Raw genomic sequence first — 14923 nt, 5'->3', positions numbered from 1 at the left:
CTTGAATAAAGGTTAATCTATGAAACCCGTAATTGCGCTCATTGGTCGTCCGAACGTCGGAAAATCAACGCTGTTTAACCAGATTACCAAGAGCCGTGATGCACTTGTTGCTGACTTTGCAGGTCTGACACGTGACCGCAAATATGGTGATGCAACCTATCAAAATAAATCTTTCATTGTGGTCGATACTGGCGGTATTGGCGAAAGTGAAGGTGGCATCGACTCTTACATGGCTGAACAATCTAAAACAGCCATCCATGAAGCCGATATGATCATTTTTGTGGTCGATGCACGTGCAGGCTTGTTGGCATCGGATGAGCAAATTGCGCGTGAATTGCGTACTTTGGGCAAAAAAGTATTCTTGGTGGCGAACAAAGTAGATGGCGTACATGCCGAAGCCGCTTTGGTTGAGTTCTTTAAACTGGGTATGGGCGAGCCTTTGCAAGTGGCTGCCAGCCATGGTCGAGGCGTTCAGCAAATGCTGGAAGACGTTTTGGCAGATGTTCCTGAAGATGAAAACCCAGATGCACATGATCAAGACACAGGTTTGCGTTTAGCCATCATTGGACGTCCAAACGTGGGTAAATCGACACTGGTTAACCGTTTATTGGGCGAAGAACGTGTGGTGGCATACGATCAGCCGGGTACGACACGTGACTCTGTCTATATTCCGTTTGAGCGCAACGAACGTAAATACACCTTAATTGATACTGCAGGTGTGCGTCGTAAAGGTAAGGTCGATGAAATGATCGAGAAATTCTCGATTGTGAAAACCTTGCAAGCCATGAAAGATGCACACGTGGTGGTGATTGTGGTCGATGCACGTGATGGTATTGTCGAGCAAGATTTACACTTAATTGGTTATGCGCTTGAAGCAGGGCGTGCCATGGTGATCGCGATTAACAAATGGGACAATATGTCCGAATATGATCGCAAACAATGTAAGTTAGATGTTGAGCGTCGTTTTGACTTTATTCCATGGGCAAAAATCCACCTAATTTCTGCCTTGCATGGTACAGGCGTGGGCGATTTATATCCTTCTATTCATCGTGCTTATGAATCATCACACTTAAAAGTGTCACCTGCGAAACTGACTCAAATCTTGAATGATGCAACAGATGCACACCATCCACCCAAAGTGCAAGGTCGCGCCATTAAAATGCGTTATGCACACATGGGTGGACAGAACCCGCCAACCATCGTGATTCATGGTAATAAGGTCGATAAAACACCTGCAGATTACCGTCGTTATTTAGAAAACGTGTTCCGTAAAGTTTATAAGCTAGAAGGTACGCCTGTAAAAATTGAATTTAAAACTTCTGAAAACCCATTTGAAGGACGTAAGTCACAAGTGGATGAACGCACAGCGGCACGTCGTCGTCGTTATGTGCAGAAGTTTAAGAAAGCCGAGAAGAAGTTCAAGCGAGGCTAAGGCTTAAACTTTGACGTGTTTAATAAAAAATCCCGAATGTGAATTCGGGATTTTTTTATTACAGTTTGAGCAAAATTGCCTAGAGATCAGCTTTGTGAATATTTTACTGAAGTTGTTAGGTCAATTCTTAATATTGTTAAAATGCACATTTTTTCGCTTTTTGATAAATTTGGATGTTATCCAGATTATTACGTGCAATTTCCAAAGACTGTTGGCTTGCACTTAAATCTTGTTGTGCATTTTGACCCGAAAAAGCATTTGCAATTTGGCTTGCTTTAGACACTGTTTCAGATTGACCTGAGAAAGCAGAAAGGGCTGAACCTGCAATGCCAGCCCATTTGCTTACAGGGTTGTTGGCTTGAGCATTGGCTTGGCTGCTGCTGATCTCTGCTTGCGCCAAAGTGCGTTGTGCTGCTTTGGCTTCAACTGCTAAATCTGTGCAGTCTAAAGTTTTTAAATAGCTGGTGCTATAAACCTGATTTTGCTGAAGGTTGCCATAATAAGCTTTATCGGCTTGCTTAACTGCATTCGCAGCAGCTAGACGGCTTTGATTCATTTGAGCTTCGGCTTGATTGACTGCAGCCGCATTTTTAGCACCTAATACTGCTGTTGCTGCTTCAATCCAGTTGGCTTGAGCTGCTAAAGGTAAACAAAGAATCCCGCAGCTAAGAAACAATTTTTTTAAAGTCATTATTTATCCCTCTCATTTATATAAGATTGTGATTCTAATAAAAATAAAAGCAAAAAAGGTGATTTGTTATACTTTTGTATCAAATTAATTGTTTGATTGTAAATAATTTTTTAATTTCAAGTATTGATTGTTTAATCATTCTAATGAATCTAGCGCCTGTGATGAAAAAGGCGCTAGAAGTATTGCTGTTGAAGTTTTATATATTTATTTAATGACGCTTCGCCAACAAGCTATTTGACAGACGATTTAACCATTGTGGGCTAATACTCGAAAGCTGCATTAGGGTTTTGGCTTTTAAACCGACCGCACGATGCGTATTGGTCAGGATCGAATCTTTAACCGTCGCTTGTTGATACACCACCTGGGCGACATCTTCTGTCGATAAATGCACGCCCATGTTTTGAATGGTGGCTGCATCCATATCTTTAACCATTGCGGTTTGTACAAATAGCGGCATGACATCTAAGACGCGAATGCCATATTTTTGCCACTCTATATCTAAACCTTCCGTAATGCCACGCACTGCAAATTTGGAAGCAGAATAAGAAATTAAATCGGCTTGTCCATAAATCGCAGATGCCGAAGACAGGTTAATCACCCGTGCAAAACTTGCTTGTTTTAAATAAGGCAAAGCCGCATGACAACCGTTTAATACACCATTCACATTCACTGCCATAGTCCGATGATGCGCTTCTATGGGTGTGTCTTCAAATGCGCCTGAGTAGAGAATTCCTGCATTATTCACCAAAATATTCAATTCACCTGCCCATTGGCAAAAATCAGATATTGCAGCTTGCCAACTGGCATAGTCTGCCACATCAAGTAAACCTGCATGCGCACGCTCACCCAATTGTTCTGCTAATTGCTGTGCTTGTGCGAGATGAATATCATAAATACCGACACGGTAACCTTGTTGATAAAACAATTGTGCGATTGCGGCACCAATGCCTTGTGCAGCGCCACTAATCAAGATACTGTGCATTTGAACTTGCTCCCTGATGTTATTTTTGTTGTGCATATCGTCCTTGCCATCTGAGCATAACAAAAAAATGGTGCATTCGTGCAATAAATTGAAATAAGGAACAACCCATGCAGCAATTGCTTTCAATCATGCAACAGTTACGTCAACAATGCCCGTGGGATCAAAAACAAACCCCAGAAAGTTTGACTAAATACGCGATTGAAGAAGCTTATGAAGTTGAAGCGGCAGTGCGTTCAGGCAAGGTAGATGATGTACGTGATGAGCTGGGTGATTTGTTGTTGCAAGTGGTGTTTCAGGCACAAATGTATAGCGAGCAAGGTGCATTTGATTTTCAAGATGTGGTACAAGCCATTTGCGATAAATTAATTCGTCGGCATCCACATGTGTTTCAGGCAGAACAGTTTGCGCAGCTTAGCGCAGAAGATGTCGCTGCCTTATGGAAAACCATCAAACAACAAGAAAAACAGGGTAAAGCAAAGTCACGTTTAGATGAGGTGAAACATGCACCCGCTTTGGTGCAAGCACAGCAAATTCAGCAGCATGCGGCACAATTGGGCTTTGACTTTCATACCGTGCAAGATGCGTATGGCAAGTTAGAAGAAGAATTGCAAGAATTACAACAGGCGATTCAACAGCAACAATCCGATGAAATACAGGATGAGTTAGGGGATTGTTTGTTTTCTTTAATCAATGTTGGGCGTAAACTTGGCGTGTCCAGTGAGTTGGCATTATTGGGCACAATTCATAAATTTAGAACACGCTTTGCTTACATTGAAGATCAGGCCGAATTACAACAAAAAACAATAGAAGATATGACTTTAGAAGAAATGGATCAACTTTGGGAGCAGGCAAAACAACAATTAAAATGACAGGTTTTGCGGCAACATGAATATATCGCAGCAATTAAAAGTTTCTTTTCGCTTTTTTTCTTTCGGATGGCAGTACTGGCTTGCATTGCTGTTATGCAGTATCAGTGTATGGACTACAGCACAAAATGTGCAATCTAAGCCTGCTCAGGTGAATGGGCATAGCTATGATCAAAACTATTTAAAATGGAAAGCACAGCAAGCCGCGCAAGATCAGCGTTTAAGTGCGGCTCAAACCGCATCATCAAGCGCAGAACATTATTTAGCGCGTCCCACTCAGCAAAGTGCGCCTACAAATCAAGTGCGTTTAAATAGTGCTTCGTTAGAACAATTGCAGCAATTGTCTGGGGTGGGTAGGAAAAAAGCACAAGCGATTGTGGAATACCGAAAACAAAATGGAAAATTTCAAAGTATTGAAGAACTTCAGCAAGTCAAAGGGATTGGCCCTGCCTTATTTGCCAAGAATAAACACAAGTTGGCATTGTAGCTGCAAGCAGAATTTTAGCACTGCACATTGCAAAATTAGCGTGTGAATCAAATTGCCCTTTGATTGTGTTAGAGATATGATTAGCGACATCTTATCTGTTTTACGTTCAGACGTAGGAGACAGCGTCTTTTGCAAACTTTGCGCGCGTCAAAATGTGGTTTATCTACCGCTCAATTACCTTCTTCCATTTTAGATGTTCTAGATGCTTTAACCAAAGCAGGCTATGAAGCTTATATCGTCGGTGGTGGAGTTCGTGACTTAATGTTAGGGCTAAATCCGAAGGATTTTGATGCCGTAACCAATGCCACACCCTCACAAGTGAAAGAAGTTTTCGGACGACGTTGCCGAATTATTGGACGACGTTTTGAGCTGGCGCATGTCTATGCAGGGCGTGAACTAATTGAAGTGGCCACTTTCCGTGCGCCACCGAAAAAAGCTGTGACTTCTGCGGCGGGGATGATTCTGCGCGATAATAACTGGGGCACAATCGAGCAAGATTTTGCCCGTCGTGACTTTTCAATCAATGCGTTGTATTACCAGCCACGCAAAGGCATCGTGTTAGATTTTTGCAATGCCGTAGATGATATAAAGCACAGAAACTTGCGTTTATTGGGCGATCCAACTTTACGTTTTGAAGAAGACCCAGTGCGTATGCTGCGTACTTTGCGTTTTGCTGCCAAATTAAATTTCAATATTGATCCAAAAATTCTTAAAATTTTTACGCCTGAAATGACGCAGTTATTGCGTGATGTATCGCCACACCGTTTATATGATGAGTCGCAAAAACTCTTTACGATGGGACATTTAAATAAAGTCCTGCCGATGTTGATTGAGTTTGGTATTTGGCGTCAGTTATTTGCCGACATCAAGCCAGACATCAACTCATTTATTGAACGTGCAGCAAAAAATACCGATCAACGGATTACGATTGGTAAAACCATCAACCCTGCATTTTTCTATGCGGTGCTGTTGTGGCAACCGTTTTTAGAGCGTTGTGACTTTTATCTTTCTAAAGGTGTGGTGGCAGCCGAAGCGCGAGCCCAAGCAGGTTTAGATGTACTGAAACGTCAGGCGACACGTACCATTATTCCTCGTTTTGCTGAAACTTTTATTCGTGAAGTTTGGGAAATGCAAACCCGTTTATTGCAACCGAAACCACAGCAAATTGAAGCATTGTCTGGGCATGCGCGTTTCCGTGCAGGTTTTGACTTTTTATTACTGCGTGAAAAAGCAGGCGATAGCTCGACTTTAGGAATGGGTCAGTGGTGGGATGCCTACCAGCTTATGAGCACCGATGAAAAAGAACGTGCGATTGCCCAATATAACCGATTACGTGCCAAGAGCCGCCGTAAAACAGCGCAAGAACCTGTTGATGTGGCACCAGCAACACATGCTGCCGATATGCAGATTGAACCCTTGGTGAATGAGCCTGAGCCTCGTAGTCGACGTGCGCGTAAAGCCAAACAGTATGAAGAAAATCGGGCGCAATTGACTGCTACAGCAAACGGTTCAGGTATTGGTGCAGATCATCCGATTTTAAAACGTAAACGTGTGCAACGTGATTTAAGCCAAGTGATTTTTGGGCCAACACAATGAGCAACATCACCTATATTGGTTTAGGCAGTAATTTGGGCGATTCGCGTCAAATTTTGACTGAAGCGGTGCAAAAACTGGCAACTTTGGGGCAAGTGCAGACTTCTAAACTGTATCAAAGCCCACCAATGGGGCCACAAGATCAGCCTAATTATTTGAATGCTGTGGTACGTTTAGATACCGAACTTGAAGCCTTGGCATTGTTAGATGAATTACAGCGTTTTGAACAAGAGTCGGGTCGGGTGCGTTTACGTCATTGGGGTGAGCGTACGCTAGATTTAGACTTGTTGATTTATGCTGATGCCAACATTCAAAATGAACGTCTGACTGTACCGCATGTGGGGGTGTTAGAACGTGATTTTGTCGTCATCCCGTTGTTAGATTTGGATGCTAACTTAAGCGTTAAGGGACAATTATTAAAACACTCGCCATTGCTTGAACATCCGAGCTTAACTGTTGTAGATGCCAGCAATTGGGCAGGGCTATAAAGTTTTAAATTAAGCATGCGTGATGCTTTTTCCATAGAGGAATATTTTCATGATTAGTTTAAGTGACCTAAGAAAATTTAAAGCGGAAGGTCGAAAATTCTCCTGCCTGACTTGCTATGATGCAAGCATGGCGAAAGCAATGGAAATTGCTGAAATTGATACGATTTTAATTGGCGATTCTTTGGGGATGTCCATTCAGGGGCGTGACTCAACCTTGCCTGTCAGCGTGGCGGATATGGCTTATCATACTGCGGCGGTGCGTCGTGGTAATCAACATGCTTTTATTTTGACTGACTTGCCATTTATGAGTTATGCCACCTTAAATGATGCATTGCAAAGCTCGAAAGAGGTGATGCAAGCGGGTGCACAAATGGTCAAAATGGAAGGTGGTGCATGGCTCAGCGAAACCGTTGCAACACTGACCCGTAATGGTATTCCTGTCTGTGTACATTTAGGTTTAACGCCACAATCGGTGCATGTATTTGGCGGTTATAAATTACAGGCACGTACCCGCGAAGCTGCAGATAAACTGATTGCTGACTGTAAAGCTGTGGTAGAAGCAGGCGCGGCGATTCTGTTACTAGAATGTGTGCCAGCACAGCTAGGTCAAGAAATTTCTGCCTTGTTCCCTGAAATTCCAGTGATTGGGATTGGTGCAGGTGCAGACACTGACGGTCAGGTACTAGTGGTGCAAGACATGCTGGGGCTGACTTTTGGTCGTGTCGCAAAATTTGTACGTAACTTTATGAAAGAACAAGCGGGTGAAACTGCCATTTTGGATGCATTTAAAGCCTATCATGCTGCAGTTCAAGATGGTTCTTTCCCTGCACGTGAACAAACTTTCCAAGTCGAGTTGTAATATGAAAACTGAAACCACAATTCAAGGCTTAGCGGCTTCATTACAGTCTGCACGCGCTGCGCGTAAAACCATTGGTTTTGTTCCGACTATGGGCAATTTGCACGAAGGGCATTTGACCTTGGTGCGCGAAGCGAAAAAAATATGTGATGTGGTGGTGGTCAGTATTTTTGTCAATCCAATTCAATTTGGCCCTAATGAAGACTTTGACAGTTATCCGCGAACTTTAGACCAAGACAGCCAATTGTTGGCAGAGGTCGGTTGCGACATTATTTTTGCGCCTTCAGTTGAGCAAATGTATGGTAACAAACCACGTTTGACCAATATTTCAGTGAGTGAGATTACGGCAGACTTGTGTGGCTTGCAGCGTCTTGGACACTTTGATGGTGTTGCGGTGGTCGTGACCAAATTATTCAATATGGTACAGCCAAACTATGCTTTCTTTGGTGAAAAAGACTATCAACAACTGGCAGTCATTCGTCAGTTTGTACGCGACTTAAATATTCCGCTAGAAGTGATTGGCGTGCCAATTGTACGTGCGGCAGATGGTTTGGCGCTTAGCTCACGTAATGGGTATTTGAGTGCAGAGCAGCGTCAAATTGCACCGACAATCTATCAAAGTTTAAAGGCTGCTGCACAAGCATTACAGCAAGGTGAAACTTTGTCACAAGTGTTAGCGAATATTAAAGCAACATTGACAGCGGCAGGCTTTGTTGTGGACTATGTAGAAGCGCGTACAACAGAATTGCAGAAAATTGAAGCATTTAGTGAAGATCTGGTGTTATTCGTTGCGGCAAAATTGGGCAATACACGTTTAATTGATAATTTGCAGGTCAAACATTCTGCATAGCTGGCAATAGAAGGGTTGCATGCCATGAAACGTATTTTGATCGTGACAGGTCAATCGGGTTCAGGAAAATCTTCGGCATTACAAGTGTTGGAAGATTTAGGTTATTACTGTATTGATAATTTACCTTTGGCATTGCTCCCCGAAATTGTGGATAAACTGGATCAGGAAAATAACTTGGAACAGTTGGCATTGGGGGTAGATGTACGCAGTACCCGTGCCGACTTGCAAGAGTTTGATTTGGTATTTGAGCAACTGCAAAAGCATGGTTCAGTCGATATTATTTATCTGACCACGCAAGATCAGGAATTGATTGCCCGTTTTAGCGCATCACGCCGTCCGCATCCACTCTCTAGCCGTTTTAAAAGCTTGAATGAATGTATTCAAGAAGAAAAAAACTTGTTGATGCCGATTCAGTTCCGCTCTACGGTGCATATTGATACCACGGACAAAAGCGTGCATGATTTAAAACATGTGTTGTTGTCTAAACTTGGGCAAACCGACAACCTGATTGTGATTTTACAATCCTTTGGCTATAAGCACGGAATTCCCTTAGATGCCGATTATGTGTTTGATGTGCGTCATTTGCCCAATCCCCATTGGGATTTGGAGCTAAGAAAACATTCAGGCTTAGATGCACCTGTGCAGGAATTCTTGCAACAAAGTCCGCAAACCCATGAAATGTTTCAGGACATCCACCAGTTTTTAGAAAAATGGTTGCCAGCCTTTGCCGAAGGGCATCGTCACTACATCACCATTTCAATTGGCTGTACGGGTGGGCAACACCGTTCCGTTTATATCGTAGATAGACTAAAAAAAGCACTTGAGGCAAAATGGTCTATTCAAGTCTTACACCGAGAAATGAAGCACTGGTCATGATTGACACAACTGTTGACGTAATTAATAAACTAGGTTTACATGCACGGGCATCTGGGAAACTGATTGAAGTGACCACCAAATTTCGTTCGTCAATCCAAATTGGTAAAGGCGACAAATTGGTTGATGCCAAAAATATTATGTCCTTGCTCATGTTAGGTGCAGGCAAGGGAACTACTTTACGCTTGGTGATTGATGGTGCAGATGAAGAAAAAGCTTTATCTGATATTCAAGCACTGTTTGCAGCAAAATTTTACGAGGCAGATTAATCGTGGCACGTCGACCGCAACGTTTTACCGAAGATGACTTTGAATCTTTAGAAGGGCGTGCAAGTAAAACCGAACAGAAAAAAGCCGTACAACGTATGGCTGCACTGGGCGAACAATTGGCGCAGTTAAGCGCCAAACAAATTCAGAAACTTCCAGTAGAAGAGCGTTTAATTGATGCTTTACTGGAATTGCAAAGCATTACTTCACATGAAGCACGTCGTCGTCAGTGTCAGCGTATTGGTAAATTGTTGCGTAATGAAGATGAAAGCGTAATTTTGTCTTATTTGACACCGCAACAAGGTGCGAAAAAAACCGCACAGTTACAGCGTTGGGTGGAACGAATTATTAAAGACGGCGACCCTGTGATTAATGATTTTAGTAAAACCTATAAAGCGGCTGAACGTCATACACTGCGTCAGCATGTGTTGCGTATCCACCGTGATATGAAACAGGAAGTGTCTGCGGAAGAACTTGAAGCATCTAAGCTCAAGTTGTTTAACTATGTGCAGCAAGTGGCTTTATTGTCAGAAAGCTAGATTAGCGTACCTTATCTAAGAAGATAGATAGCGTGAGCTGATGATTGCACAAAAAAACGACTCATGACGAGTCGTTTTTATTTGGTCTTAATATAGAGATTTTCAAATTTTAGCCAAACTCACCGACTGAACGCTCTTTGGCCCATTCACGCAGTACAAATTTTTGTAATTTACCTGTCGATGTTTTTGGAATTTCAGTAATCACCACATCCTTTGGTACTTTAAAACGCGCCAAATGTTGACTGCAATAGGCAATAATTTCTTCAGGGCTGACCTGCTTGCCTTCTTTCAGTTCAATAAAGGCACACGGGACTTCCTGCCAACGTGGATCTGGTTTTGCCACCACTGCGGCTGTCAAAACTGCAGGATGTTGATACAGCACCTCCTCCACTTCGAGTGACGAAATATTTTCACCCCCTGAAATAATCACATCTTTAGAACGGTCAGTAATTTTGGCGTAGCCATCGGGTTGGCAGACGGCTAAATCACCTGTATGAAACCAACCGCCTGCAAATGCTTCTGCGGTAGCTTTTGAGTTTTTCAAATAGCCTTTCATCACGATATTGCCACGGAACATAATTTCGCCCATGGTTTTGCCGTCTTTTGGTACAGGTTGCATGGTTTCTGGGTCTAAAACTTTCATGCCATCTTGCAGCGGATAAGGCACGCCTTGACGCGAATGTAATTGTGCTTGTTCTTGAATGGATAGCTCGCTCCAGCCTGCTTGAGAAGCACACAGCGCAGATGGGCCATAGGTTTCAGTTAAGCCATAAACGTGAGTTACGTTAATGCCAATATTGCGCATACCTTCAATAATTGCTGCTGGCGGTGCAGCACCCGCAACCATCACTTCAACACGGTGATCAAACTGGGTCTTTTTCTCCTCAGGGGTGTTGATGAGCATCGACAAGACAATTGGCGCACCGCAGAAATAATCGACTTTGTGCTCTGCAATTAATTTAAAAATCAGTTCAGGGTCGACTTTACGTAAGCAGATATTTGTGCCACCGTTGGCTGCCATCGTCCATGCAAAGCACCAGCCATTACAGTGGAATAGGGGCAGTGTCCATAGGTAGGTTGCACGTGGGGTCATCCCGCAGGCAATAATATTACTGGCTGCATTAATGTAGGCACCGCGATGATGATAGACCACGCCTTTCGGGTTGCCTGTCGTGCCAGACGTATAGTTCAGGCTAATTGCATCCCATTCATCTTGTGGCAAATGCCATTCAAAATTTGGGTCACCTGCAGCCAGCCAAGTTTCGTATTCAATCTGTCCGATGCTAAGGGCATTGGCAGCATGCTCATATTCTGCATCGTTGACATCAATCACGTAAATTTCATGATTGACCATCGCTAAGGCTTCTTGTGCCAAAGCCGCAAATTCAGGGTCAACCAAAAGCACTTTGGATTCTGCATGATCGAGCATAAACGCCAGTGTTTTGGCATCTAAACGAGTGTTTAGTGTGTTCAGCACTGCACCCGCCATTGGCACAGCAAAGTGTGCTTCTAGCATGGCAGGAACATTCGGAAGCAGCACCGAAACAGTGTCATTTTTGCTGATGCCTAAATTTTGAAGTTGATGTGCAAATTGGCAGCAGCGCAAATAAGTTTCGCGCCAGGTAATTTGACGTGAACCGTGAATAATCGCGTTTTGGTGCGGGTAAATATAAGCTGCCCGTTCTAAGTAACGTAACGGGGACAAGGCGACAAAGTTCGCAGGGGTACGCGGTAATTCATCGTATGCGCTGACCATTGTTATTCTCCATAATATGTGTCGTTATTTTATCCAACTTAAAAAGATAGGGATTTTATGGCAGCTTTGCAGTTATGCTTTAGTCGAAAATCTGTTGTTTTTGTTTTGAATCGCTTGTAAGTACATTTAAAAAATAGTTTAAGTAAAATTTAGCAGCTATTTTTTATTCAATAAAAATAGTAGCTTATTGGAAAATATTAACTTATTCTGTCATTTGGCTTTTATAGAGTGATGGGCTGAGACCTGTCCAACGCTTAAATGCACGTCGAAATTCGCGTAATTCACTAAAGCCAAGTTGTTGGCTAATTTCAGTCATGCTCAAAGGCTGTTGTAGCAGTTGTTTGGCTTTATTTTCCAAAACGTGTTGGCGCAGGTTTTGGAAGTTGCAGCCTTCGGCAAGTAATTGTCTGCGTAAATGTCTTTCGCTCATTTGAAAATGTTGTGCCGCTTGGTGCATATCAAAGTGCTGAGGTAAATGCTGTTCGATTAGATAACTCAACACGTGTGCATATTGCTGTTGATTAATCGCCTGCATATCCTGATACGCTTGTTGGCAGACACGCAGGGCGGTGCTGTAATTGGCGGCACTAGAGGTTTTAATTTGGCGTCCTAAAATCTCTGGTCGGAACACCAAAGCATTCATGTATGATGAAAAGTGCAGAGGACATTGATAATGCACCTGATAAGCCTCTAAATAGTCGGGTTGGGCAAAACTAAAATGCACTTCGACCAAATCTTGATGATTGCCAAGCATGACGTCTAAGCAGCTAACAATACTGGAGAGGACTTCATCGCAAAAAAAGCGCAGTAAGTTCCCCGTGGGATAACGCTCTTTCATCACCAGTGTAGGAGAGGTCGAGGAAAAATCGTACTCCAAATCCATCACACTGCCTGAAATGGGATGGTACTGCAGTCCTGTCTGTAAGGCTTCTACAACATTTTGACTGGACACCATGGCAAAACCGAGCATGCCCATGGAAATCAGCCCCTTGTCACGTCCAATTTCTAAGCCTAAATGTGCACATTGAGTGTCTTGCAGGGCGCGTGTCACCACTTTGCAAATATCTTGAAATGAAACAAAACCATTGCCTTGGACGATTTGATCAAGATCTTGAGAAATTCCCTGAAACCATGGTTGATAGGGGATCTGTTGTTCTTTGGCGTAATGAATCAGACCTGACAATAAGGCAGGCGGCACGTGCTGCAGCAAGTAGTTTGAAGTTGCTGACATAAGTCCGATTATCCCCCCCATGCCATTGTCGCTTTGACCCTTATTTGCCGTGATGCAATTTTGTTTAATGGCGTTGATCAGCGTCATGACTGATTGTATAGATGAAAAGGAATACGATTGCAATGTATTTGGTGGGTTGGGATAAACAGGAAATTCATATTCAGCCAAAAGGGCTTGCCATGTTTGGTTATGGCAACTGGAAACATCGTGCCTATGAACAACGAACAGCTTTATTTGCCCGCAGTATTTGTATTCAAACCTTAGACAATGACTTATTAATTTTTTGCTGTCTGGATATGGGGTGTGTGACCTATGCCATGCGTCATTTAGCGATACAGCGTTTACAGCGTAAACTGGGGGAGCGTTTTCAGCCGCAGCGTTTGGTATTGATGGCAACGCATACTCATTCTGCACCTGGCGGTTGTGCACATGAAGCGTTGTACAATATGCCCACACCTGGTTTTGTGCCTGAACATTTAAATGCAGTGGTCGATGCGATTGTGGGCAGTGTGCTCAAAGCTTTGGCGACCCAGAAAAAACCGATATTTATATGAGCAATGGTCGTTTTGCAGAAGAAACGCCAGTGGCATGGAATCGCTCTTTAACAGCGTATAACCGTAATCCTGATGTATCTCGTAGAACGCTGGAACAGGCACATTTGGCCTTAGATCGTGATATGCAATTGCTTGGTTTTTATCGCGAAGGTAATTTACAGGCAGTTTTTTCTTTATTTGGGGTGCATGCTACCTGTTTAAGCAGTCGTTTAAGCGCTCATGATGGTGATAACAAAGGTTATGCCGCACTTTGTACCGAGCGTGCACTGCAACAACGTGGGGTCAAAAATCCTGTGGCAATTTTTGCCCAAGCCGCAGCGGGTGATGTTTCTCCACATTATCATGGCCCTGAGCAGTCACAGGTACGTGCTGCAATGCGCGATGAAAAAGAATACGAATATACACAGCAAAATGGTCGCTATCAAAGTGAATTGGCACTGAAAGCTTTGGCACATAGAGGTACGCCGTTAATGGGAGCTTTAGATGCTGTGTGCCATTATGTCGATTTAAGCAATATTGAAATTCCAGTTGAATTTGCGATGGGGCAAACAGATGCAAAAACCAGTGCAGCCTGTCATGGTGCAGCATTTTTTGCAGGAACACCTGTAGATGGTGCAGGTGTGGCACAACCGATTTTTAAAGGTATGCAATGGTTAGCGCAGCGAGTGAAAAAGAAAAAGTTGAGTAATCCTCAAGCCGCAGATTATAGCTATTATCAACAGCTATATGCCTCACAAGGCCCCAAAGATATTGTGCTGGAATGTGGTTCTAAAACCATTTTTGGCAAGCCACTGAATCATTATCCTAAATTTTTAGACAAACTGATTGCAGAAATGAACAAGCAGGCCAGTGTAGGCGCAATTGATCATAGCTTGTTGGTACCGAATGTAGTGCCATTACAATTAATTAAAATTGGCGACTTAACCTTGCTGTGCTGTCCTGGGGAAATTACTACTGTTGCAGCTAAGCGGCTCAAAGTAACCGTACAACAAGAATTGGAATCGACTCAAAAGTATGGTTGGCTTCATATTGCAATGATTATATGGGCTATGTGACCACCTTCGAGGAATATCAATAACAAGCCTATGAAGGTGGTCACACTTTATATGGACAGTGGACTTTGGCAGCGTTGCAAACTAAATTTCAATATTTAGCAGAGCAATTGAATTTGCCTATTCCACAACGCGATACAGCATCGTTATTACCGCCCGCTGTACCTTTGGATGAATTAGAAAAAAGAACATATCGTGACAGTTTGAAAGCTAATGCGCTAAATGAATTGTAGTTTTTTTATACATTGTTCCATGTGAAACATATTCTAAATCATGTACTAGTCAGGAGGTTAATCTAAATCAATATGGATAGAGAGGTCATTTATCTCATCCATGTGTCTCTATTTTTTTAATGCGGTACTTTAAAAAGTAACGCAAAACAAACTGCAATAAAAATAAATGCCACG

General features: G+C 42.9%; 14 protein-coding genes and 1 pseudogene. 11 read left to right on the top strand and 4 right to left on the bottom strand.

Translation table 11 applies throughout. The annotated features are described in order from the left end of the window. The first annotated feature begins 19 nt into the window (after positions 1 to 19). Positions 20 to 1432, top strand: coding sequence for a ribosome biogenesis GTPase Der (gene der, locus FTT91_RS02640; protein WP_004975107.1), 1413 nt, complete (start codon positions 20 to 22; stop codon positions 1430 to 1432). Positions 1433 to 1568: 136 nt separating this feature from the next. On the opposite strand, the gene FTT91_RS02635 is transcribed toward der, so the two are convergent. After that, positions 1569 to 2123, bottom strand: coding sequence for a hypothetical protein (locus FTT91_RS02635; protein WP_180062337.1), 555 nt, complete (start codon positions 2121 to 2123; stop codon positions 1569 to 1571). Positions 2124 to 2331: 208 nt separating this feature from the next. After that, positions 2332 to 3105 (bottom strand): SDR family oxidoreductase, encoded by a 774-nt coding sequence (locus FTT91_RS02630; protein WP_180043972.1) that lies wholly within the window; start codon positions 3103 to 3105, stop codon positions 2332 to 2334. A 107-nt stretch (positions 3106 to 3212) separates the two neighbouring features. Here FTT91_RS02630 and mazG point away from each other — a divergent pair, with 107 nt between their 5' ends. The 9 genes from mazG to yjgA all read left to right on the top strand — a co-directional run bounded on the left by mazG (position 3213) and on the right by yjgA (position 9923). Then, positions 3213 to 3974, top strand: a complete 762-nt coding sequence (mazG, locus tag FTT91_RS02625) for a nucleoside triphosphate pyrophosphohydrolase (protein ID WP_179988666.1) — start codon at positions 3213 to 3215, stop codon at positions 3972 to 3974. A gap of 16 nt (positions 3975 to 3990) precedes the next feature. Next, on the top strand, positions 3991 to 4458 hold the full coding sequence (locus FTT91_RS02620; protein ID WP_180168922.1) for a ComEA family DNA-binding protein: 468 nt from the start codon (positions 3991 to 3993) through the stop codon (positions 4456 to 4458). Between the two features lie 129 nt (positions 4459 to 4587). Beyond that, positions 4588 to 6054: a polynucleotide adenylyltransferase PcnB gene (gene pcnB / locus FTT91_RS02615; RefSeq protein ID WP_131260755.1), complete on the top strand. Its 1467-nt coding sequence runs from the start codon at positions 4588 to 4590 to the stop codon at positions 6052 to 6054. Then, the gene (gene folK, locus FTT91_RS02610; protein ID WP_004975118.1) at positions 6051 to 6539 is read left to right on the top strand and encodes a 2-amino-4-hydroxy-6-hydroxymethyldihydropteridine diphosphokinase; all 489 of its coding nucleotides are present in this window, start codon (positions 6051 to 6053) and stop codon (positions 6537 to 6539) included. The genes pcnB and folK overlap by 4 nt, the downstream gene beginning before the upstream one ends. Positions 6540 to 6588: 49 nt before the next feature. Then, the gene (gene panB / locus FTT91_RS02605) at positions 6589 to 7398 is read left to right on the top strand and encodes a 3-methyl-2-oxobutanoate hydroxymethyltransferase (RefSeq protein ID WP_004975120.1); all 810 of its coding nucleotides are present in this window, start codon (positions 6589 to 6591) and stop codon (positions 7396 to 7398) included. Between the two features lies 1 nt (position 7399). Then, positions 7400 to 8245, top strand: a complete 846-nt coding sequence (gene panC / locus FTT91_RS02600; RefSeq protein ID WP_180168921.1) for a pantoate--beta-alanine ligase — start codon at positions 7400 to 7402, stop codon at positions 8243 to 8245. Between the two features lie 24 nt (positions 8246 to 8269). Next, the gene (gene rapZ, locus FTT91_RS02595) at positions 8270 to 9121 is read left to right on the top strand and encodes an RNase adapter RapZ (RefSeq protein WP_004975124.1); all 852 of its coding nucleotides are present in this window, start codon (positions 8270 to 8272) and stop codon (positions 9119 to 9121) included. After that, entirely contained in the window at positions 9118 to 9387 is a 270-nt protein-coding gene (locus FTT91_RS02590) for an HPr family phosphocarrier protein (protein WP_026438354.1), read from the top strand. The genes rapZ and FTT91_RS02590 overlap by 4 nt, the downstream gene beginning before the upstream one ends. Positions 9388 to 9389: 2 nt before the next feature. Further along, positions 9390 to 9923 carry a ribosome biogenesis factor YjgA gene (gene yjgA / locus FTT91_RS02585; RefSeq protein WP_004975130.1) on the top strand — a complete coding sequence of 178 codons (534 nt, stop codon included), beginning with the start codon at positions 9390 to 9392 and terminating at the stop codon, positions 9921 to 9923. A gap of 109 nt (positions 9924 to 10032) precedes the next feature. Here yjgA and FTT91_RS02580 read toward each other — a convergent pair whose 3' ends face one another. Both FTT91_RS02580 and FTT91_RS02575 read right to left on the bottom strand, forming a co-directional pair. Next, positions 10033 to 11679 carry an acyl-CoA synthetase gene (locus FTT91_RS02580; RefSeq protein WP_180168920.1) on the bottom strand — a complete coding sequence of 549 codons (1647 nt, stop codon included), beginning with the start codon at positions 11677 to 11679 and terminating at the stop codon, positions 10033 to 10035. A gap of 202 nt (positions 11680 to 11881) precedes the next feature. After that, the gene (locus FTT91_RS02575; RefSeq protein ID WP_004975134.1) at positions 11882 to 12910 is read right to left on the bottom strand and encodes an AraC family transcriptional regulator; all 1029 of its coding nucleotides are present in this window, start codon (positions 12908 to 12910) and stop codon (positions 11882 to 11884) included. 122 nt (positions 12911 to 13032) lie between these two features. Between FTT91_RS02575 and FTT91_RS02570 the strand changes: the two are divergent. After that, a pseudogene (locus tag FTT91_RS02570) lies at positions 13033 to 14749 on the top strand (neutral/alkaline non-lysosomal ceramidase N-terminal domain-containing protein). Positions 14750 to 14923: the final 174 nt, after the last annotated feature.

Origin of the sequence: Acinetobacter sp. YH12021, from assembly GCF_013420145.1 — a bacterium.
GTDB lineage: Bacteria > Pseudomonadota > Gammaproteobacteria > Pseudomonadales > Moraxellaceae > Acinetobacter > Acinetobacter towneri.
The sequence above is the reverse complement of the archived record's forward strand: the minus strand, read 5'-3'. Positions and strand labels throughout refer to the sequence as shown.